This is a genomic window from Mesorhizobium sp. ES1-4 (genome assembly GCF_020164745.1).
Classification (GTDB): domain Bacteria; phylum Pseudomonadota; class Alphaproteobacteria; order Rhizobiales; family Rhizobiaceae; genus Mesorhizobium.
This window is the reverse complement of sequence record NZ_JAIUGV010000027.1, coordinates 25,634-46,835: the sequence shown is the minus strand read 5'-3', so window position 1 is coordinate 46,835 and position 21,202 is coordinate 25,634. Positions and strand designations below refer to the sequence as shown.

Annotated in this window: 16 protein-coding genes and 1 pseudogene; 3 read left to right on the top strand and 14 right to left on the bottom strand. The window is 58.2% G+C overall.

Annotated features, from left to right (window positions below):
- From LB556_RS32125 to LB556_RS30080, 6 genes are all read right to left on the bottom strand, one after another.
- On the bottom strand, positions 1-306 hold a 306-nt coding region (locus tag LB556_RS32125; RefSeq protein WP_224571103.1), incomplete at its 3' end, for a CocE/NonD family hydrolase.
- 233 nt (positions 307-539) lie between these two features.
- The gene (locus LB556_RS30100) at positions 540-1,541 is read right to left on the bottom strand and encodes an ABC transporter ATP-binding protein (RefSeq protein WP_063169341.1); all 1,002 of its coding nucleotides are present in this window, start codon (positions 1,539-1,541) and stop codon (positions 540-542) included.
- A complete protein-coding gene (locus LB556_RS30095) occupies positions 1,534-2,544 on the bottom strand; it encodes an ABC transporter ATP-binding protein (RefSeq protein ID WP_063169342.1) in 1,011 nt (336 codons plus the stop codon). The genes LB556_RS30100 and LB556_RS30095 overlap by 8 nt, the downstream gene beginning before the upstream one ends.
- Entirely contained in the window at positions 2,541-3,473 is a 933-nt protein-coding gene (locus LB556_RS30090) for an ABC transporter permease (RefSeq protein WP_063169343.1), read from the bottom strand. The genes LB556_RS30095 and LB556_RS30090 overlap by 4 nt, the downstream gene beginning before the upstream one ends.
- The gene (locus LB556_RS30085) at positions 3,470-4,459 is read right to left on the bottom strand and encodes an ABC transporter permease (RefSeq protein ID WP_063169344.1); all 990 of its coding nucleotides are present in this window, start codon (positions 4,457-4,459) and stop codon (positions 3,470-3,472) included. The genes LB556_RS30090 and LB556_RS30085 overlap by 4 nt, the downstream gene beginning before the upstream one ends.
- Positions 4,456-6,135 carry an ABC transporter substrate-binding protein gene (locus LB556_RS30080; RefSeq protein WP_063170379.1) on the bottom strand — a complete coding sequence of 560 codons (1,680 nt, stop codon included), beginning with the start codon at positions 6,133-6,135 and terminating at the stop codon, positions 4,456-4,458. Before LB556_RS30080 ends, LB556_RS30085 begins: the two co-directional genes overlap by 4 nt.
- 715 nt (positions 6,136-6,850) lie before the next feature.
- Here LB556_RS30080 and LB556_RS30075 point away from each other — a divergent pair.
- Positions 6,851-7,921: pseudogene (locus LB556_RS30075) on the top strand (IS5 family transposase).
- A gap of 248 nt (positions 7,922-8,169) precedes the next feature.
- Here the strand turns inward: LB556_RS30075 and LB556_RS30070 are convergent.
- From LB556_RS30070 to LB556_RS30035, 8 genes are all read right to left on the bottom strand, one after another.
- Positions 8,170-8,838, bottom strand: coding sequence for a hypothetical protein (locus tag LB556_RS30070; protein ID WP_176477193.1), 669 nt, complete (start codon positions 8,836-8,838; stop codon positions 8,170-8,172).
- 562 nt (positions 8,839-9,400) lie between these two features.
- Entirely contained in the window at positions 9,401-10,177 is a 777-nt protein-coding gene (gene ehuA / locus LB556_RS30065; protein WP_063170381.1) for an ectoine/hydroxyectoine ABC transporter ATP-binding protein EhuA, read from the bottom strand.
- Between the two features lie 119 nt (positions 10,178-10,296).
- Complete coding sequence (gene ehuD, locus LB556_RS30060; protein WP_063169345.1) at positions 10,297-10,965, bottom strand: ectoine/hydroxyectoine ABC transporter permease subunit EhuD; 669 nt, start codon at positions 10,963-10,965, stop codon at positions 10,297-10,299.
- A complete protein-coding gene (ehuC, locus tag LB556_RS30055) occupies positions 10,962-11,633 on the bottom strand; it encodes an ectoine/hydroxyectoine ABC transporter permease subunit EhuC (protein ID WP_063169346.1) in 672 nt (223 codons plus the stop codon). The genes ehuD and ehuC overlap by 4 nt, the downstream gene beginning before the upstream one ends.
- Positions 11,634-11,692: 59 nt before the next feature.
- Positions 11,693-12,565, bottom strand: coding sequence for an ectoine/hydroxyectoine ABC transporter substrate-binding protein EhuB (gene ehuB / locus LB556_RS30050; RefSeq protein ID WP_082826582.1), 873 nt, complete (start codon positions 12,563-12,565; stop codon positions 11,693-11,695).
- A 224-nt stretch (positions 12,566-12,789) separates the two neighbouring features.
- Positions 12,790-13,911, bottom strand: a complete 1,122-nt coding sequence (locus LB556_RS30045) for an alpha/beta fold hydrolase (protein ID WP_063169347.1) — start codon at positions 13,909-13,911, stop codon at positions 12,790-12,792.
- 770 nt (positions 13,912-14,681) lie between these two features.
- Positions 14,682-16,367 (bottom strand): GMC family oxidoreductase, encoded by a 1,686-nt coding sequence (locus tag LB556_RS30040; RefSeq protein ID WP_063169348.1) that lies wholly within the window; start codon positions 16,365-16,367, stop codon positions 14,682-14,684.
- Positions 16,368-16,842: 475 nt separating this feature from the next.
- The gene (locus tag LB556_RS30035) at positions 16,843-17,307 is read right to left on the bottom strand and encodes an Lrp/AsnC family transcriptional regulator (RefSeq protein ID WP_063169349.1); all 465 of its coding nucleotides are present in this window, start codon (positions 17,305-17,307) and stop codon (positions 16,843-16,845) included.
- Positions 17,308-17,928: 621 nt separating this feature from the next.
- On the opposite strand from LB556_RS30035, the gene ectB reads away from it, so the two are divergent.
- Both ectB and LB556_RS30025 read left to right on the top strand, forming a co-directional pair.
- Complete coding sequence (ectB, locus tag LB556_RS30030) at positions 17,929-19,245, top strand: diaminobutyrate--2-oxoglutarate transaminase (RefSeq protein ID WP_063169350.1); 1,317 nt, start codon at positions 17,929-17,931, stop codon at positions 19,243-19,245.
- A gap of 225 nt (positions 19,246-19,470) precedes the next feature.
- On the top strand, positions 19,471-20,931 hold the full coding sequence (locus LB556_RS30025; protein WP_063169351.1) for an aldehyde dehydrogenase family protein: 1,461 nt from the start codon (positions 19,471-19,473) through the stop codon (positions 20,929-20,931).
- Positions 20,932-21,202 lie beyond the last annotated feature (271 nt).

Below are 21,202 nucleotides of genomic sequence, written 5' to 3'. Positions count from 1 at the left end.
GCACCCATATGTGCCCACGCGTCCATTCGACCATGGCTGCTGCGAAATCCAGGACAGCGTGTCATAACCGTCGTCCCCTATATGTTCCCTAGCGTATACGCCGCCGGAATCGAAGACGCCACGACGCTCCTGCACAAGTACAGCGAACCCTTGTCCAGCAAACATTCTTGCCACTTTGTGGCGAGGCTCAACCGGACAGCGATAGGGCGTCTTACCGTATGGAGTTCGGATAAGGATTGACCCGAGTTCCCCAGTGTAACCAATAGGCCGATACAGGTCCGTGGCGAGCTCAACGCCGTCCCGCATTGGAACGCGCAAGCCGGTCTGCAAAACCACTTCGTATCGCGGCGTTGGCGGTTTAATCGGGCCTAGTTCATTACACACTTCAGAGTGCCTCCCAGACATTGAGACTGATTCAAGATGGAGTGGCCAATTTCGACGGGTCTCAGCATTCTATCTGCATGGTGGTGTTCCAGCCCACCTGCCTGTGCAATACCAGATGGAATACGCTCATTGGGGTGGCGCTGATTGCATGCCTTTCACTTAGCGAGCCAGCAGGCTGACAGGTGCTGTGGTCCAACTTCGATCGCCGGCGGCTCCTCAGCTTTGCAACGGTCGAAGGCAAGCGGGCAACGAGGATGGAAACGGCAGCCCTTCGGCACGCGCGCGGCACTTGGAACCTCGCCCTGCAGGGCCGGCAACTCGGCGCGACCTGCGTTGCCGCCAATCTGCGGTGTGGCGTTGCGCAAGGCGACGGTATACGGATGGCGAGGGTTGAATGTGATCTCGTCGGCGCTACCAATCTCGACCAATTTTCCAAGATACAAGACCGCAATCCGGTCGGCGATCAGCCAGGCAAGGGGCAAATCGTGGGTGATGAACAGCAGCGCCATGTTGTGCCTGTCGCGCAAGTCAACCAGGACCTGAAGAATCTGAGCGCGTATCGAGACATCGAGCATCGATACAGGTTCATCAGCAACGATGAGTTCCGGCCGGACGGCAAGCGCTCCTGCAATCACGACGCGCTGGCGCTGCCCGCCGGATAGCTCGTGCGGGAAGCGGGCGAAGAAATCGCCGGGAGGATTGAGCCCAGCGGCCGCAAGCGCTTCACTCACCCGGTCGGCGAGTTGAGTGGCGTTACCGACCAGCCGCAGGGACTGCAACGGCTCCGCCACGATGTCGAACACGGTGTGTCGCGGATTGAGGGCCTGATAAGCGTCCTGGAAGATCATTTGCACGCGACGCCGGTACGGACGTAGAGCCGAGAAGCCCTCTACCGACCTCATGTCGCGGCCTTCGAACAGCATTCTGCCGCCAGTCGGCTTGGCAAGCTTGGTGATGACGCGGCCCACAGTGGTCTTGCCGCTTCCCGATTCGCCGACCAGGGCGACGATCTCGCCCCGCCCGACGTTGAGGTCGATCCCGTCTACCGCGCGCATGGCGCCGACAGATCGGCCCAGGACACGGTCGAACAGACCGCCCTGGATAGGAAAATGAACTTGCAGGCTCTCGAGACGCAGGATGCCGGCAGTGTCAGGCATGAACAGCGACCTTGTCTTCTTGCGTCAAGGACCGGTGAAGGTGACAGGCGACACGTCCCCGCCCGAACTTATTGAGGCTGGGGACTTCGGTCGCGCACCCCCCCATGACCGACGGGCAACGCGGATGGAAAGCGCAGCCCGAGGGTCGATTCACCAAGTTGGGAGGATCACCCGGTATTGGCCGGATCATCTTTTTGCCGCTCGCTGGGTTCGGGATCGATTCGATCAGCTGTCGGGTGTAGGGATGTTTGGGCTGGGCGAAAATCTCGGCGACAGTGCCATCCTCGACGATGCGGCCCGCGTACATGATCATTACGCGATCACAACACTTAGCCACCACAGAAAGGTCGTGGGTGATCAAAATCAGGGCGAGGCTCAACTGCGATCGCAAGTCGCCTAGCAGGTTAAGGATCTGAGCCTGAGTGATGACGTCGAGCGCTGTGGTGGGCTCGTCACCAATGATAATCGAAGGTCGACACGCGAGCGCCATGGCAATCATCACCCTTTGTCGCATTCCGCCCGACAACTCGTGAGGGTAGGCGGAACCACGATCCGCCGGGATGCCGACCAGTTGAAGCAACTCACTTCCCCGCTTGGTCGCCTCGCCCCGCGACATGCCGAGCTTCAGCATGCATGGCTCGGCGATCTGCTTGATAATGCGGTGAACAGGATTAAGTGCGTTCATCGCGCCCTGGAAGACAACGGACGTTTCGCTCCAGCGATGTGGCCGCATCGCCGCATCATCGTCGATCGGCAGTCGGTTGCCACGATAGCGCACTTGGCCGCCGCTGACCCGCGCGTTGGGTGATAGTAGACCAGCGATCGCCATCGCGGTCGTGGTCTTGCCACTGCCCGATTCTCCGACGAGGCCCACGGCCTCTCCGGCTCGGAGCGCGAAGCTTACGCCGTCGATTGCTCGCAATGAAACGCCCTTGAGCCCATAATCGACAGAGAGCCGGTCTATTTCCAGAAGCGGTGTTTTGTCCTGGGAGGAGCTGGTCATGGGATCACCCTCCGCCGTGGATTGAACGTGTCGTCAAGGGCACTGCCAATCAGGACGAAGCTAAGCGAAACCGTGAGTACGCACAGTCCTGGGGCGCCGAGGTACCACCAGGCTCCAGCACTGGCCGCGCCGGCGCGCTGAGCGAGCGAAAGCAAAGTGCCCCATGAAGGCTGCAACGGGTCCCCGAGTCCAAGGAATGAGAGCGATGTCTCGACATAGATTGCGCTGGCGACCACCAGCGCACCATTGGCTGCGATTTGCGGCACGAGATTGGGGAGGATGTGCCGCACCATGATGCCGAAATTACTGCTACCCGCAACGCGCGCACGATCAATGAATGGTCGCTCCTTAAGCGACAGTGTCTGACTCCGGACGATACGTGCAACAAAGGACCAGCTTGTCATGCCTATAACGACAATGATCACGAAAAGAGAAGGACGGAAGCCCAGGATTTCTCCACCGCGCCCCATCACCTCGAGAACCACGGGTGTAATGACCAGCGCCAGCACGAAGGACGGCATGACAAAAAAGAAGTCTGTCAAGCGCATCAGCCAGACGTCGACCCTGCCACCATAGTAGCCAGCGGTCGTACCGATTGTAGTCCCAACGACGAGGCTGATCACAGTCGCGAGTAGCGCAATCGTAAGCGAGATCCGGGCACCATGGAGGACCAGATTGAGCACGTCCCGCCCGATTTCGTCCGTGCCGAGCAGATGCTCGCCTGATGGGGGTGCGAGGAAATCGCCAGTTGCATTGATCGCAGTCTGGAGCGGTCCCGCCAGAATATTGGGGACCGCTCCCACAACAAGAAAGAATACCAGACATACGAGGCCCACCTGAGCACCGCCATAGCTGAGAAATTGACGCAGAAAGCCTTTTATTGCGCGCGCCCGGCCTCGCGGGCAATATCGAACAATATTGTCGCTCATTGTCGGACCCTCGGATCTAGAAGGCTGTAGGCAAGATCGGCTACGAGGTTTGCGAGAACAATTGAAACGCCAAGCAACAGGAATATGCCTTGAAGGACTGGGTAGTCCCGTGCGTTGAGTGCTTCCACCGTCAGCCCGCCGATACCCGGCCAGGCGAAAACGGCTTCGACAGTGATGGCCCCGGCGACCACATAGCCAATATTGAGGGTGATCAAGGTCACGACCGGTAGCATTGCATTGCGAAATGCATGACGCATCAGCATTTGACCGTTGGTCAGCCCTTTCGCCCGTGCGGTTACCATGTAATCCTCGGTGAGTACGTCACTCATTGCGGCACGAGCGACGACGACGTACTGGCCGATTAGCCCAAGCGCCACCGCAGTGGCGGGAAGCGTGAGATGTTGCAGGTAGTCGAGGAACGAACCAAGAGAGCCCGTGATCAGGCCGGGCGAGTATGCACCATAGCCCGGGAGCCAACCCAATGCCGTGCTGAAGATTACCACCAGGATCATGCCGAGCCAGAAAGCCGGCGTAGAATAGAGCGCCAGAGAGGCTCCGGTTGCGATACGGTCGCCGGCTCCTCCCCGGCGCCAGCCTGCGTAGATCCCAAGCATCACCCCAATAACGATTGCCATTATCTGAGCAACCCCGACTAGGACTATGGTGTCCGGCAGGCGTTCCGCTATCAGGTCTGCGACATGCCTGCCCCTGAACTTGAAGCTGTAGCCGAAATCGCCGCGGAGTGTTGCCGACAGGTAGTCGACCGCCTGGTCCGGGAACAGCGGCCGGTCAAGGCCCCAACGTTGGTTCTGCGCCTCAATCTGCTCGGCGGTGACGCTGACGCGCGCCCCGCCAAGCAAAAGAGATGCAGGGTCACCTGGAATAACTCGGAATAGGATGAAGTTCAGGACTGCCACCATCAGGAGGGTTATAGAGGCCCTGACGATGATGCGCAGGATGTGACGGCTCCCTCCCCCTCCGTTCACGGCGCGGGCACCGGCTTCAAGCGATCGAATGGGAAGTAGCTGTCCATCGACATGATGCCTTGCTTTCCCCAACCCTCGAAGCAATCCCTCCGGTGGGCTTCGAGCAGGGTGGGGTAACATAGTACGATGTAAGGCGCTTCAGTATAAATTAGTCGCGCTGCCTGGTCGACCAGCTTTTGGTTTTTCTTGAGGTCAACGGTGACCTGCACCTCCGCGAACAGTTTGTCGAACTCCGCATTCGTCCAGTACGCCTTGTTCTTGATGCCGATGGAATTGCTGCTGCCGAAGATGAGCAGGTCTTTAGGTGTTGGGCCTTGCCAGGTATCGGAAATGAGCAGATCCCACCCTCCGCCGCCTTTCGCCGGAGCTGCGGCGCGGGCGCTCAGCGCACCGGAGTCGAGCCGAGTCACCGATACAGGGATACCGATTTGCTCCAACCAGCCAGCGATAAACTGCACTGCCGCGACCGGCATCTCTATATTTGCTGAAGGTCCAGACACCAGCTCTAGCTGGAAACTCTTCCCGTCCTTGTCCTCCCGAATGCCATCGCCGTTCGTGTCCCGGTACCCTGCGGCGTCAAGCCGGCGGTTGGCTTCGGCGAGATCGAAGTGGCGCCTGATGTCGTTCAGATCTGAATAGTAATCGGCCGCCACCGGCATTGCGAGTCCGACACCAGGGTCGGCGTGTCCGCGCATGGCTCGATCGACGATGGCCTTCTGATCGATCGCGTAGCCGAGCGCATCGCGAAACGCCGGATCCTGCAGAGCCTTGGTGCTACCTGCGCCATCTCCCGAAGCGGTGTTGAAGGCGAGATAGGTTTTCTGAGCTATGCGGGATTCACCGACTACAATGTCGGGATCCTTCGAGAGATCAGCCCACTGGGCGGACGTCAGGTAGTTGCCATAATCGAGTTCCCCGCTCTTAAGACCTTGCGCAATCGGATCGGCGGCATCGAAGGACCGCAGGATCACCCCCGCGATTTGGGGCTTCCCCGTACGGAAATAGGGGTTCGGCGTCAGGCGTGTAAACTGGCCCTGGTGAAACTCCGAAACGATCATAGGTCCCGTACCCACCAAAGGCGGATCGTTGCGGAAGGTTACGCGTGCGTCAGCATAGCTGATGTCCTTCCAAATGTGCTCGGGAACGATCATTATGATATTGTCTATTGGCCAGGTCGCGGGGAACTTGGTCACGATCTGCAAAGTCTCGTCGTCGAACGCTTTGATGGACTCGACGTTCTCAAGACCGCTGGTGCTGTTCCACCCGACGTTTAGCTCGTCGGGCTTGCCTATGGAATCGTGCAAATAACTATAAGTGAACGCCGCGTCCCTAGCGGTAGCAGGCTGGCCGTCCGACCACTTCATGCCGGGCCAGATCTTGAAGGTCCAAGTGAGGTTGTCGTCGGCGACGGACCAAGATTGGGCAAAGCCCTTTCGATCGTCGTATCGCTGGGCGTCTATGCAGACCAAGAAATCATAGCAAATAGCCAAGGGCCAAAAGGAGCCCCAAGTGGCGAAGGGGTTCATCGAATCAGGGCCTCCACCCAGTCCGCCGATTCGCAGGATGCGATCGTCGCACGACGAGGCGAACGCCCTCGAGTTAATCCCCCAAGGGGTCGCCGAAATCGCCAGCATTGCCTTCATAAGCGCACGACGATTATATGAGTATTGGCTCATTTTATCCTCCCTGTTTGCCGGCTTTATCATCACTTCATGTTCACACGACCACGATGATCTACGGCCTCAACCCGGAACATCTGGCTTCCTTTTGACGGAAGCTCCACAGTCCCCTCATTCCAGATAAGTAGCAGTGCCCAGGGGGGTGGTTCCTGCAAATTGGCCGCTGTGCCTGCATGAATCCGGCGTTTTTCTCGATTCTGGGCACAGCTAGCCAGAATTAAAGTCGATTGGCCGGTTCCAGCTCCTGGCGGCGCCCACGGACAATTCGCATATAGCAAACGAGGCAGTCATTCAGGTTCTGTTCGCGACCTCGGGTTGGAGGGTCCCGTCGAGCCGCAAACGCCTTTATCACGGATGTGTGATGTCGGAATGTCGATGCCGAAATTCCAGAGGATATCCTCTTCCGGCACACGACGGTCTAAGAGGCGTTCGACAAGCTGCGCGCCGCGCAACAACACGGAGCTTGAGCCGCCCGTTGAAAAACGATGTAAACGCTGATGGATCTCCAGCCTGATGCGTGGCCGCCAGCTCGTCGACCGTGAACTATCCGCAAGCCATTGATCTGGCCTTTTGATTGAGGCGGATAGCGTCTTTTGAATTGCAGGATTAGCGGTATTTGGACGCTGTTTTCCTGCAATTCGGTTTTGCGATTCCCTTGTGCTGCGGAGCGTGATTCACTCGGTTCGGCGGCGGCGAATCGAGGGGACGGCGAATGTCCAAGCCACGCGAGACGGGAGAGCAGGACCTGTTCCGCTCCAGGCTCGATCAGATCATCAACATGAAGCAGGCGATCGACCGGCCGGTGCTGGAGGAGCGTTTCGGCGCCGTCTATTCGGACGGCCCCGGCATGCCGCCGCTGCCGACCCGGCTGATGGCGGGGCTGGCGATCCTCAAGCACACCTTCAACCTGTCGGATGAGGTGCTGTGCGAGCGCTGGGTGGAGAACCCTTACTTCCAGTATCTCACCGGCGAGACGTTCTTTTGCCATACGCTGCCGTTCGACCTCTCGTCGATGACGCGCTGGCGCAGCCGCATGGGCGAGGAGCGGATCGTGGCGCTGTTGCAGGAGAGCCTCAGCCTTGCGGTCAAGACCGGGGCGATGAAGCCGGCCGACACGCGCCAGGTGATCGTCGACACAACCGTGCAGCCGAAGAACGTCATGTTCCCGACCGACGCCAAGCTCATCAACCGGGCGCGCGAACGGCTGGTGCGGCTGGCCAAGAGGGAAGGAGCTCCATTTGCGCCAGAGCTATCAGCTGGCGCTGATCAGCCACCAGCGCTATGCCCACGCCAAGCAGTTCAAGCGGGCCAACAAGGCGCTGCGCAGGCTCAAGACCTATCTCGGCCGGACCATTCGCGACATTTCTCGCCAGATCGCCGGCGATGCGGGGCTGGACGCGCTCTTCAAATGGCCGTTCTACCAGGCCGCCACCGTTCTCTAGCAACGCCAGCGCCAGCGCGGCCGCAAGATCTACAGCCTGCACGCGCACGAGGTGGAATGCATTGGCAAGGGCAAGGCGCATATGCCCTACGAGTTCGGTGTGAAGGTGTCGGTGGCCACCACGCTGAAGCGCTCCAAGGGCGGCCAGTTCGCCCTGCATGCAAAAGCGCTGCCCGGCAATCCCTATGACGGCCACACGCTGGCAAGCGTCATATCGGCCACATCAAGAACGAACACCGCATGGGCCGCAACTACCTCGCCGGCCAGCAGGGCGACGCCCTCAACGCCGTCCTGGCCGCCGCCGGATACAACTTCTCCCTCCTGCTCAGGTGGCTGAAGTGATTTTTGTGGCCCTTGATCGCCCTGCTTCAACTCCGGCCGAAGTCGGTCGCCGCTTAGCGTCTGGATCACGGTCGACCAGCACGAGTTCCAAAAATCCAACCTGCATCTCAGGCACCGCGTCCTGACCTCGGAAATCGAGGATCCAGTCTCGACAGAGTATTCGACAAGATGCGGACGTGTGTTACAATAACGAGCCGCAACTCATACCAGACATGAGCTCATATTTTGGGATAGTGGCCTCCAAGCGGTCAAGCCACGGACGCGAATGTCATCCGATAAAGGGTCGCGGCGTCATAGATGGGCAGTCCTGTCCTACGACGGATTGCTGACGTCACCATCGGGAACAATGTACATTCAAATAGGAGGGCGGCAATCCCCGGATGTGCGGCGCCAAGTCGCGCGACACAGGCTGCAACCTCCGACTCCATTTCAACAACACCAGCCGGCCACGCGTCACCTTCAATGCCGCCGATGACTACTCTTGCCTCTGCGGATGAATCTATGCCCAGCAGCTCTTTGCCGCAGTGTCTTGAGTCTGCGGCCACAACGGCGAGCTTTGCGTCAGCTGGAAGCTGCCGGAGTAGCGTGGGCGCCAGTAGCAGGCTCGACATGGCCACCGGGACTTCGACAGACGCGGCCACTGCAGCCTGGTACCGGATACTGAACCCGCAGTCCCCGGTTATCGCGACTGCTCCGCGCTCGACCAACCGCCTGGCAGCTGCAATGTAGGCCGGCTCGAGAGAAGCATCACCGGGAATGACCCTCTCCTCCAAAGCCCCGGCCGCGGTCTCTATTATAATTGGGAAGTCGAAAGTTGCCGGGTTGAAGACCGACTCCGGTTGCGGTGGCGGAAATTCACGAGGCGGAAGTCCGATCTCCAGCCCAATAATTCCGAGGGCCCTTTGTTGAGTTGTCACGGAAGCATCCTTCTTCTGGAAGCAGCTAAGATGGTGATTTCGGCAGCAAATGCCCATCACCTGCGCGATACAGGTTCTCTCTGAATGCACGAATTTAACAGCGTCGAAACGGCTGTTTCAGAGAAACATGCCTTTCCAGGCGCAGTAAGTCGGCATTGTTTTGGTGCATTCGCATGAAAGCCGTAAAAACTGGGAAACCGCAGAACGCTTGTGCGACCCTCCCCGGGCCTGTAGGATACCGGGTTTGCGTCCGCCGTCAGACAATCGTGTTAGGGCACTTTCCAGAGCCCAGATGCCCTGAATGGCAGATTGAACGCACATCAGATCTTCAAGCTCGCAACTGCCGAACGGGCAGCGCTATTTACCTAACTCGACCAATCTGGGGCTTGGACCGGACGATCCTAGTTATGCAGTCCTGAATGAACTGGGGCAGTAACCTCGACATCAACCCGGCCCTGAAAAACCGCGCGTAGGTTCGTCGCAGGGCAGCCTGCTCCGAACGGACCAGTTCCTGCCCGGAAGCCACCCACGGGATAACTCAACTAGCGGCACAACCCGCAACTCACCTCGTCTCCAGCACCGCATTGAGAAACTGCTGCGTTCGCTCGTTTTGCGGATTGCCTAAAAGCTGGCTGGGCGGGCCTTGCTCGACAATCTTACCGCCAGAAAAGAAGCACACGCGATCGGAGAACTCCTTGGCAAAGCCCATCTGGTGCGTGACCATCAGCATTGTGAGGTCATGTTCGGCGCTGAGCTTGCGGATGACGTTGAGCACCTCTCCAACCAGTTCCGGGTCAAGCGCTGATGTCACCTCGTCAAACAGCATCACCTTGGGCCGCATGGCCAACGCCCGAGCGATCGCCACGCGTTGCTTCTGGCCCCCGGAAAGCTGGATCGGGAAATGGTTCTTCTTGTCGCCGAGGCCCACCAAGTCGAGCAGCTCTGCCGCTCGGGCCTCCGCCTCCTTCTTCGAGAGCCCAAGGACGGAGATCGGCGCCTCCATGCAGTTCTGCAGAGCAGTCATATGCGGGAACAGGTTAAAGTGCTGGAACACCATACCGATCTTGGCACGCACGCGACGGAGATGACGCTCGCTCGCCGGCACTATTTGGCCGTTCTTCTGCGTATGCGTCAACGGTTCACCGTCGACCCATATCACCCCCCCGTTGATGTGCTCAAGCGTCATCAGCATGCGCAGAACGGTGGTCTTGCCCGAGCCGGACGGACCAATGATGGACACCTTCTCGTTGCGTGCGATCTCGAGATTGAGTTCGTCCAGCACCGTCAACGCGCCGTAGCGCTTTGTGACGTTCTCGAAGCGAACTATGGGTTCGTTCATGACTTTTTCGCTGCGCCTGATATCGAGGTCAAGCTCGTCCCGCCTGGCTGATGCCCTAGGGCGCTTCGTGAGATCGTCCTCGAAGCGAAGCACAAATTCGCTCATAGTATAAGGCCTCCCTATTGCAGATGGTAGCGGCGGTTGAGCCAGACGCGGACCGACTGCACGATAGCGGAAGCAACCAAGCTGAACACGTAGTAGAAGAAGCCGCACATAGTGATCGCTTCTATGTATCGATAGTTATTGCCCCCGAAATTTTTCGCCTGCTGCAGCATCTCGAAGATCGAGATTGCCGCCAGGACCGGCGTGTCCTTGAACATGCCGATGAAGTAATTGCCCAGAGCTGGCACCATGGGCGGGATCGCCTGCGGCAGAATGATTGTTCGCCAGGTCCGCGTTCGCGAAAGGTTTAGTGCCGTACAGGCCTCCCACTGGCCGCCATCCACATTCTCGATGCCGCCGCGGAAGACTTCGGAACAATAGGCTGCATAGTGGATCCCCAGCACGCCAACTCCCGCCGTCCAGGCAGGAATGAAGATTCCGATCTGCGGACCAACGAAATAGACAAAGAACAACTGCAGCAGCAAGGGCGTTGAACGGATAAACTCCACGATCTCCGCCATGGTGGTCGAGACGTAGCGGTTTGGCGACTGGCGAATCATCGCGAAGACAAGACCCAATATCAGCGCGATCGCAAACCCGAGCAGCGTAGCCTCAATGGTGACGATCGCTCCCTGATAGAGATATGGGAAAGCCTCCCATACGTAAGACCAATCCCAGATCTTCAAGCCACCTGCTCCCGAACGAAACCGCGCGAGACGCGGCGTTCCAGCCAGCGCACGAAAGGAGTGATGAGGGCGCGCGCGATGATGTAATAACCGAATAGTGCAACCGCAAAGAACAGCATATAATCGCCAGTTGCGTCGGCCGCCTGCTTGGCGGCGCTAGTAAATTCGGGAATGGTGATGAAGAAGACGAGCGAGCTACCCTTAAGCACATCGATGAGCATGTTACCCCAGGTCGGCAGCATGGCGCGCATTGCCTGTGGGAGGATAATACGCCGCATCATGGTGAGCCGCGAAAAATTGAGCGCTGTAGATGCCTCATACTGGCCCCTATCAACGGCCTGAATGGCGGCGCGGACATACTCGGCTGCGTAGCCAGAGGCATTCATTCCGATCCCCAAAATTCCGACAGTCCACGGCGACAGGAAAATACCGAAAATCGGCAATACAAAGAACCACCAGTAGAGCTGAACCAGCATGGACGTCCCGCGGAAGAATTCGATGTAGGCGATACTGAACCAGCGCAACTGCCGACGGGGAGAGACTCGGGTCAGGCCCACGAAAAGCCCAAGGACGATCGCTACGACGCAGGCGCCAAGAGTGACGATGACCGTAGTCATGACGCCCTTGGTGAGCACGGCAAAGATAAAGCTGAGATCGACCTTACTCATATGCCCTCCCCACTGACCGCCTACCGGCCAAGGGCCGGGGAGCGGTCAGACGCATAGCTTCAGCCCTTGCAAAGATCAGCGGTCTTGCTGCCATCCGGGAGATCGCGTTTGGTGTAACCATATTTGCCGACCGCGGCCATCATTTCGTCAGAGCCAATATAGTCTTTCAACACAGCATTGAACGCGTCTACCGCAGCCTGTTCGCTGAGCGGGAAGGCTATGGCGGGATGTTCATTCGGTCCCGGCGGGGTATACGGGTCAGCCACCTCAATGCTGGGATCCTGCTCGGCAAGAGTCGTCGCGTTCAGACTATAGAGCGAGCCGGCAGCGGCGCGGCCGGCCTTTACAGCCTGTACGACCTCGGGCGGTCCGGCGACCTGCATAACCTTGTCGTCAGGGAAACCTAATTTCTTCGCCTGCTCGACTGCGGTGGTACCCGTCATGATGGCCAGGGTAAGCCCCTTCTTCTGAGCGTCATGGAGGGAATGCAGCGCTTCCGGATTGCCCTTCGGCACGATCATCGAATCATTGCTCGATGCGATCGGTTCGCTGAACAGGACGTTGCGGCACCGCTCCGGCTTAATCCACATGCCGCCCGTGATGATGTCAAAGCGACCAGCCTGGAGGCCCGGGACAAGGGAACCCCAATCGGTTACGACCGGCTCGATTTTGGTCGTTCCCATCTTTCTCAGAACGTCCAGTGTCATCACATTGACCAGGCCAAGCGGCTCGTTGTTCGCACCAGGATAGGCACTGGGAGGCTCATTGGTGAAGCCAAGACGGATCGTTTCTCCGTTCTTAATCTTATCGAGCAGCGACTCCGCCGAGGCCGAACCGGCAAAGGACGAGATTGTCATCGCCGCCAGGCCGAGCGCGGCAATCCTCTTCAAGATTGCAGCCTTAAAGCATTCGTCGAGTTTCCACTTGACCACTGGTTAGTCCTCCGTTTTCGCATCGCCGATGGTCTCCCGATATGCCTCGGGAAAAGACCATTGCATCATTTGTTGAGCTTGTAGTCCGGCGGTTCCCATCATCGTGTGAGCTGCAGGGTCCCCACTTAGGTATAGATTCCTCCAGTCGATCCTTTGCTACGCCACTTGTGCATGCTTCGTGAGCGTAGCAGCGCAGCTGTGGTGCTTTGTGCGAGAAATGCAAGTTATTCGCAGAAATTCGGTGATTTTTGGGTGCATACGCACATTTCCGTCATCCCCGTGGTTCGTTGGAAGTGAACAATCGCGAGCTGTGGTATGGCCAACTGAGGCACACCACGTCTTGCATGACTCCTGCCCTGCCCGGTTGGATGGGCGCCACCGCCTGGGCTATGCCCTTGTTGCCATGGCAGGGCACAAGTTCGTCGTATGCGACACGCCGCTGAGAGATTCGCCTCGGAGACGCTGGCCCGAGCATTGTTCCCGTCACAGTTGATCATTCGTGCCATTGACGGATGAGTCTGTTCACGGCTTCGCTCCGGATCAACCTGGACGGAATCGCCGGCATTATTGAGCAGATGGAAATCTGAATTCCTGATCAGCTTCGCCAGGTTGATCCCTTGCTCCGGCGTCGCGGTAGGGTCGTTCTTGGACCAGATGATCAACGTCTGGGCCTGAAGCTGATCAAGGTAGGGGAAGATATACTTCTGCTGCAGCAGTGGATAACGATGCAGGTTTGTCTCGTCTTCCGGCAATCTCTGCCAGATCTCCCATTGTCCCCGAGCCGCGGCCCGCCGATAGGCTTCTCGCTCGGCGCATTCCACATCCTGCCCGTGGGCGCGGCAGCTTTTCCGCCGTGCGGTGATGTATTCCTCTTCGCTCGGCATCGGGCCGGAACAGCCGTAAGCCTGCCGGCAGGCCTCCAGCCAAGCTTCGTCACGGTCATCTCCGAACGCCGGCGACACGGAGTTAGCGGTCAGCAGGACAAGCTTAGAAACAAGATCGGGACGCACGATCGCGACCCGCGCGTCGACGAATGATCCTTCTGAATGGCCGACTAGCGTGATCTGCTTCAAACCCAGTTGTTGGAGGAAGCTAATTACATGATTCACACGACCGAGCCGGTTAATGTATTTGCAGTCAGCAGGATAATCCGTTCCCCCAAAATGGAGTTGATCAATCGCTACTACCGTAAATTGATCGGATAGCCCGTTCAGCTGCCGAACAAAGGAACTCTTAGCCTCTGCACGGAAGCCCGCCCCCTGCAGGAAAACAATCGGCCTACCAGCTCCGTTCTCGCAGTACGATGTCTCGACACCATCAACCGATACGCGATGCTTGGTGATCATCGGTTCCTCGGCAAAAGGAGGGGCATCAGGTCGGCATTGCGACATGCGAGATGGACTGCCATTGCTCACTCCTGAGCGTAGCAGCCTCACATGCCACGTTGCCGAACTATCTCGTCTGAATACCGGAAATCGGCACCCCGGAGCCTCGCGTCTTGTCACTTTGCTCTGTCGTCGCCCAGCCACTGCGGCCGGGAGCCTTTTAGGTGCATGGGTGGCATTCCCCGCAAGATTTCAACCCTTGCACAGGTCGCCGGTCTTGGTGCCGTCCGGCAGATTGATTTTGGTGTAGCCGTATTTTGACCGACTGCATCATTTGGTCGGAGCCGATATAAGTATTCAATACCTCGTTGAAGGCATCGACCGCCTGCTGATTGGGCAGGAAGGCGAGACTTGGGTAGCCGGCCTTCCCAGCCGGCGGGGTGAACGGATCTGCCATTTCAACGCTGTCGACCTTGTCAGCGAGCTCCTTACCGTGAAGTAGTTTAGCGACCCCGCCGCCGCGCGGCCGACCTTCACTGCCTGCAAGAATTCGGCCTGGCCGGCGACCTGCATGACACGATCCTCCGGAATGCCCGCGTCTTTGGCGGTCGTGACCGTGTCGGAACCGGCGGTGGTGACCAGCGTTAGGCCCTTATCACGAATATCGTCAAAGGAGTGCTGGTCTTTTGGGATTGCCATTCGGCATGAGCAGGGCTTCGGTGAACTTAGCAAGCGGCTCGGTGAACACCACATTGCGGCAGCGCTCCGGCAGAATGTACATGCCGCCTGGCCTAGCTCCGTCTGCCGTCTCTCAAGGTTGTGTCGGCCAATTTCTCAGCCACCATAATCGTCGGAATGTTTGTGTTCGCCCGAGGGCAAAATGGCATGACGGAAGCGTCGGCGATCCTCAAACCCAAAATACCATGAACGCGTCCCGACGGATCGGTCACAGCGCCAGGATCCGCGGCTGCCCCCATCCTGCAGGTCGACGTCGGATGCCAACTTGGGATGACGTTCTGGCGAATATACCGATCCAGATGTTTCTCGTCGTTGACGAGATCGGAAATGCTATCCCCATCCGTTATGACGCGCCTAATCAGCCCACGGCGCAGCCGCGGCGACGCGTCCATGAGCAGCGCCAGAAATGACGTGAGTGCATAGTTTGTGCTTGTGACCTTGCTCACCAGCTTCGCTCGCGCATTCAACGCTGACGGAAACGGGTCCAGCGCCACAGAGGACAGCGAATCTTGCTGCAGCAGGCGGACTATGAAGCGAAAGCCCTGCTTGAGGCGCTCGGCGTCCCGCTTGTCGCTCAACCAGTTGAAATCGACCTCCGGCTCTATTTTATGCGAACTACCCTTGAGCGCCACAGTTCCCGTCGAGTAGCTGCGATTGACCCACACGGCGAGAGTGCCGAGGCGCCTCCCCAGCGGGTGCCAGGATGATTTGGCAACAGTCGATATTGCCATATCGGTCGACGGGCAGCCTTCGTAACCCGACGAGTAGCGGGCGTGCATCTGAATATATTCGCTCACGCCGGGTGACAAGCGATCGGCCGGCTTCAAATAGGCCGAAACGCAAATCGTGGGGTGTTCCTGAAGATTCTGGCCCACACCTTTCAAATCTGCAACGATAGGGATTCCGAATTGTACTAATTCCTTCGCGGGGCCGATCCCGGAGCGCATCAATATGGCGGGTGAATGGAGTGCTCCTGCGCACAGGATAACGCAAGAAGCGCTATACGATTGCACGCCCGATTTGTTCTCCGTCTCGACCCCCGTTACCGTTGTTCCCAAAAAGGTCAGCCGCGCAACTGTCGTTTCGGATAAAATCGTTAGATTGCGGCGAGAGCGGACGGTTTCGGGTAAGTACGCCATCGCGGAGGAGACCCGATGACCATTGCGGTTGGTCAATGGGACAACTGAATAGCCATCACCGAATGCACCATTGAAGTCTGGCCTGAAATGAAGCCCCAAAGCATCGTAAGCATCGGAGATTGCCCGGATGAAGCCCGACCAGTCTGATTGGCGCACACGTTTGATTGGCAAGGGGCCGTTCGTGCCATGAAATTCCCCGCCGAAATCCAAATCGCATTCTAGACGACGGAAGTAGGGCAGCACGTCTTCCCAACCCCAGCCCGTTGCACCGCTTGAGGCCCACTCATCGTAATCTCCGGGCCCGCCGCGGTTGGCGACTTGGGCATTGATGCTGGAGCCGCCACCCATGACGCGCGCCTGTTCGTAATGGACAGGCTTGCGGCCACCTCGCACCGTTGTCGCGTGGAGTGACTGCCATCGATAACCGGGATTAAGGTAAGCACGCGTTGGGTCGCCATCCTGGATGTCGTCAGGAATGGCATTCGGCGGCGTATCAGGGCCAGCTTCAATGAGCAGCACGCGAGCGCCATAGGCGGAGAGCCTGCTCGCCATCACGCATCCAGAGGAGCCACCACCCACGACGATATAATCGAAAACCACGCAAACTCGCAAATGTCTGAGTCGGGCAAAAATCTAGCAGACGGCGAGCAAGCAAAAACGCGCAATTATCTTGCAGGACGCAGGAAATCAGCGCATTCTTAAGAGATTCGCATTATGGCGGCCTCCCAACGGGGCGGAACGTTTAAACATGACCTTGCCAGCAGTCCATCAGGGCTGAAGGCGATGCCGGAGCGTCGTGACTTAAGTGGACAAAGCGCATCGCGACTGAAGGGGACAAACCTATCGCGAGATACATCAGAATGCAGCCCGGTAGGTCCAGAAGTGCTTTTGCAGCATCGCGCTGACGAGGCCGTTGTAAGGAGCAGAATGATGCTTCGCCTTGCGCTCCATCGCCGCTTTAGCGGTACGAAAACTCCCGTCCCAATCATGGCCGGCGGGCAAGGCGGCTGACCCTTGCGCCAGTCATCGGTGAATCGGATCAACCAGTTGTTGAATGCGCGTAAGATTGCGCGTTCTATACATCGATTGGCACCGCCAAGGTTACCTTCGTGCGATCCATCACAATCATCGTGCTGTAATTTCTAACAGCCGGGCTATCAAAGAAGAAACGCCTCGAGAATGCGTCGTACTCTGCCAAGTCACGCACGGAGAGAAGGAGAACGAAATCGGCGTTACCGGTGACCGCATACGCGCTCATTACTTCAGGCGCCTTCTGTAGAGACTGCTTGAAGCGATCGATGACGTCGGAACGATAGCGCTCAATGTCGACCAAGACCAGCATCATCAGGGACCTGCCCACCGCCTCAGGCGACACGATTGCAACATCAGCCTCAATTACGCCAATTTGTCGCAACTGCTTCAATCGCCGCTGACAGGCCGTGGGCGATATACCGGCCAGTTGGCCCAATTCTTCCGTTGTTTGGCGATTGTTGCGCTGAACAGCGCTTAAGATTTTCAGATCTATCCGATCCAATTCCATGGTCATTCTCCGGAATAGCTGCAATTTGCGCAGAAAAACTGCGATATGCACTCGACTGTAGCCTCAACCCCGCGCAGACGGAAGCCCAAACGATCAGGCCAGGCATGGGACCAAAGTCGGCTATCGTCCTCGACGTCAGTTATAGCCATTGGCCGAAGAGTGCTGTCCACCATCGCCCAACTGACAATGGCAGCCGACGGTCAAAAGCCGAGGCCTTGCGCCCAGTTCGGCCGAGGAAACGTCTCGGAACTTAAACGCTAAGCCGACTGGACGATGATGATAGGGGGGACCTCTATTTCCGCGCTTCGGCTTCCATTCGTTGGCTCACGCTGCCAAGAGTCTCATCTGTGTATAGGGAATCGAGCGCTAGGTTCGCCTGCCCCGGTTGCTGCATCAAATGCAGCCGTCTTGAGGTGGTTGGGAAAAATCGTCACCGCAGCCACACAAACCGCCGGCCTTATGCAACCTGCCGGCAATTTCGCATAATTACTGCATCCCGCCGCTCAGAATTTGCGCAAGGCGCCCAATGTAGCGCGCTATTGTCTCACAACGGCACCTACACGCCACTTCATAAAGCAGAAGAGGCCTGGCTTTGCAGGCTTCAGATTGAGGAGTTCGCCTATGAGCAAGCAATTCGCACCTGAAATGGATGCAGGTCTCGCGGTTTTCAATCGCCTGGAGTCTGAGGTGCGCAGCTACGTCCGCGCCTTCCCCGCCCTATTCGATCGCGGAGTCGGGACCACTCTCATCGCTGCAGACGGTCGGGAATATCTCGACTTTTTCGCCGGTGCAGGCGTTTTGAATTATGGGCACAACAACCCCGTCATCAAGAAGGCGCTGCTGGATTATATCGAGCGCGACGGAATTGTGCATGGGCTGGACCTTGCCACGACGGCCAAGAAAGCCTTCATCGAAGCTTTCGAGCGATACATTCTCAAGCCTCGTGGTCTGACATACAAATTACAGTTTCCCGGCCCCACAGGTACGAACGCGGTCGAAGCGAGTCTAAAACTGGCTCGCCAGGTGACCGGGAGATCGAACATCGTCTCGTTTACCAACTCGTTCCATGGGGAAAGCGCTGGAGCATTGGCAGCGATGGGAAACAAGGAGCACCGGGCCGCTGCCGGGTTTCCCCTCGCCCATGTGACATCGTTGCCATACGAAGGCTACCTGGGGGCGTCAGTTGACACAATCGATTACTTCGAAAAGCTTCTCAATGACCCCAACAGTGGCCTCGACAAACCTGCCGCGGTGATCCTGGAAGGGATCCAAGGTGAAGGCGGCATCAATGCTGCGAGCGTTACTTGGCTGCAACGGCTGCGCGAGCTAACGTCGCGGCACGGAATCTTGATGATCCTCGATGACATCCAGGCCGGGGTCGGTCGCGCGGGCAGTTTCTTCAGTTTCGAAGCGGCTGCAATTGTGCCGGACATCGTTACCCTGTCCAAATCTTTGTCGGCGATCGGAACCCCAATGGCCCTTATTCTCATCAAGCCTGAACTTGATGTCTGGGCCCCGGGCGCACACACCGGGACCTTCAGAGGCAACAACTATGCTTTCGTCACTGCTCGTGCGGCCCTCGAAGCTTACTGGTCCGACTCCAAGTTCGAGGATGAGATCGCTCGCAAGTCTGCGATCTTGGTCCAAGAACTCAACGCGATTACCGAGGAATTCCCCACCCTCGGCCTGAGCGTGCGAGGCCGCGGTCTGATGTACGGACTCGTTTCACCGAAGCACCACTCCTTGCCAGGTCTGGTCTCCCAGGAGGCTTTTCGTCGGGGCTTGGTGATCGAGATCGCCGGCTCATACGGTGAGGTGCTTAAGTTCATGACTGCCCTCACCATCGCCGAGGCTGACCTTCGGCGTGGTCTGTCCATCATTCGCGACAGCATTGGCGCAGTAGCGACTACCCTCGACGGTGGAGGCGCGGCTCGCTAGCCGACAAAGCACCGGGCCACTAGCAGGTCCAAAATCGGGCCGCTCGCAGTCACGGAACGGGAAGGCCGTTCCGTGGCATGTGGCAGTGGGCGAACTCGGAGCGGCTGAACGGCAGACTAGGGCTTTCACTGCCGGACCGATACCACGGTTGCCGTTCTTCCTGCGGCGCCGACCACTGTCGCTGCGCCAATTCGAAGAAAATCGAGCGATAAGAAAGAGGACTGGATGGCCAGCAACGACGTAGTCAAAAATTATATCGATGGCGAGTGGCGGGATTCTGTGTCCGGCACACGCATCGAGGTCGATGACCCGGCGAGCGCCGAAACGATTGCTGTCGTAGCTGAAGCAGGACCCCAAGACATCGAGCTTGCCGTTACTGCTGCTCACCGCGTTTTTCGCGACCGCGTGCTGATAGACATGCATCCGTATGATCGCGGTCGCATGTTGTTTCGCGTTGCCGACGCCCTTGAAGCGCGTTTCGACGAGATCGCAGCCATTAACTGCGCGGAGACGGGGAAGGCATTGGAACTTGCCGATGGCGAGGTTCAGACCGCCATCAGATACCTGCGATACTATGGTGGCTTGGCCGACAAACTTGAAGGGCGCTCGATCCCGCGCGGGGCCAACCTGGTCAACTACACAGTCAGAAGTCCCTTCGGCGTGTCCGCCCAGATCGTTCCGTGGAATGGTCCACTTGAACTGACGGCCCGCTCGCTGGCCTGCGCCATCGCAACCGGCAACTCAGTCGTGGTGAAGTCGCCGGAACTAGCTCCCCTTTCCGGAGTTGAACTTGCGCGTGCCTGTGAGACAGCGGGGCTGCCTGCCGGAGCGGTCAACGTGCTCACTGGATACGGCCAAACGGCAGGCCAGGCGCTGATCGAACATCCCGACGTTCGCCACATCGTCTTCACGGGCTCGATTACTACTGGGCGGACGGTGCTCAAGACGGCAGCGGATCGGATCGTGCCCTGCATAATGGAACTGGGCGGAAAGTCGGCTGCAGTTGTGTATTCCGATGCCGACCTCGACTGCGTTGTGGAAGCGGTACGCGTCGGGACCTTTCTGAATGCAGGCCAGAATTGCAACAACCTTACACGTCTTATTGTGGAACGTTCTATTGCAGACAAACTGGTGGAAAGAGTGAGGGTCTGCGTCGAAGGACTGTCGGTCGGTCCAGGACGCGAAAACTGCGACATCACCCCGTTGATCTCCCGAAACCAACGACAAGGAGTTGAGCGGGCCTGCCAGACGGCCCTCTCGCAGGGCGCGCGACTCGTAACCGGCGGGACTGCGCTTTCGGAGCGGAGCGGTTACTTTATGGCGGCCACGGTGTTTGCCGATGTCGCGCGAGACAGCAATCTCTTCCAGCAAGAAGTATTCGGTCCTGTTCTTGCCGTTACCACGTTCGATAATCCGGGAATGGCCGTCAATCTCGCGAACGACACCGTTCACGGTCTGGCAGCGGGCGTGTTCACGCGGGATATTGACCGGGCCCTCTGGACCGCCGACCGCCTTTGGGCCGGTCAAGTGTACGTGAATGGGTGGTATGTGGGCGGGGTGGAAACACCGTTCGGTGGGATAAACCAGTCCGGCTACGGCAGGGAGAAGGGTCAGGAAGCGCTGGACGGCTACGTTCAGACGAGAAACGTTGGTATCCGCCTCTCGCAGCCACCATCTGGAAATTGAACGCTTGCTGATCCCTACCGACGGCGCGGCTGTCGGGCGATGCAGGATTCAATGACCTCGACCAAATCGAAATAAGCCCGGCGAGAGAATCCGTATCGGAGGTCATCGAGAACAACTCTAATCATAGGATTTTTGGCTGCGGACGGGCTTTACCCACCACGGACATGTAGGAGCGCATTGCCTAGCCCGCTGCGTGGGTCGCATGGGTCAGGAGAGGATCACAGTGCTTCAGAGACAATTGAGATTCGCAGAGCTGCCGCCGAAGATTTCG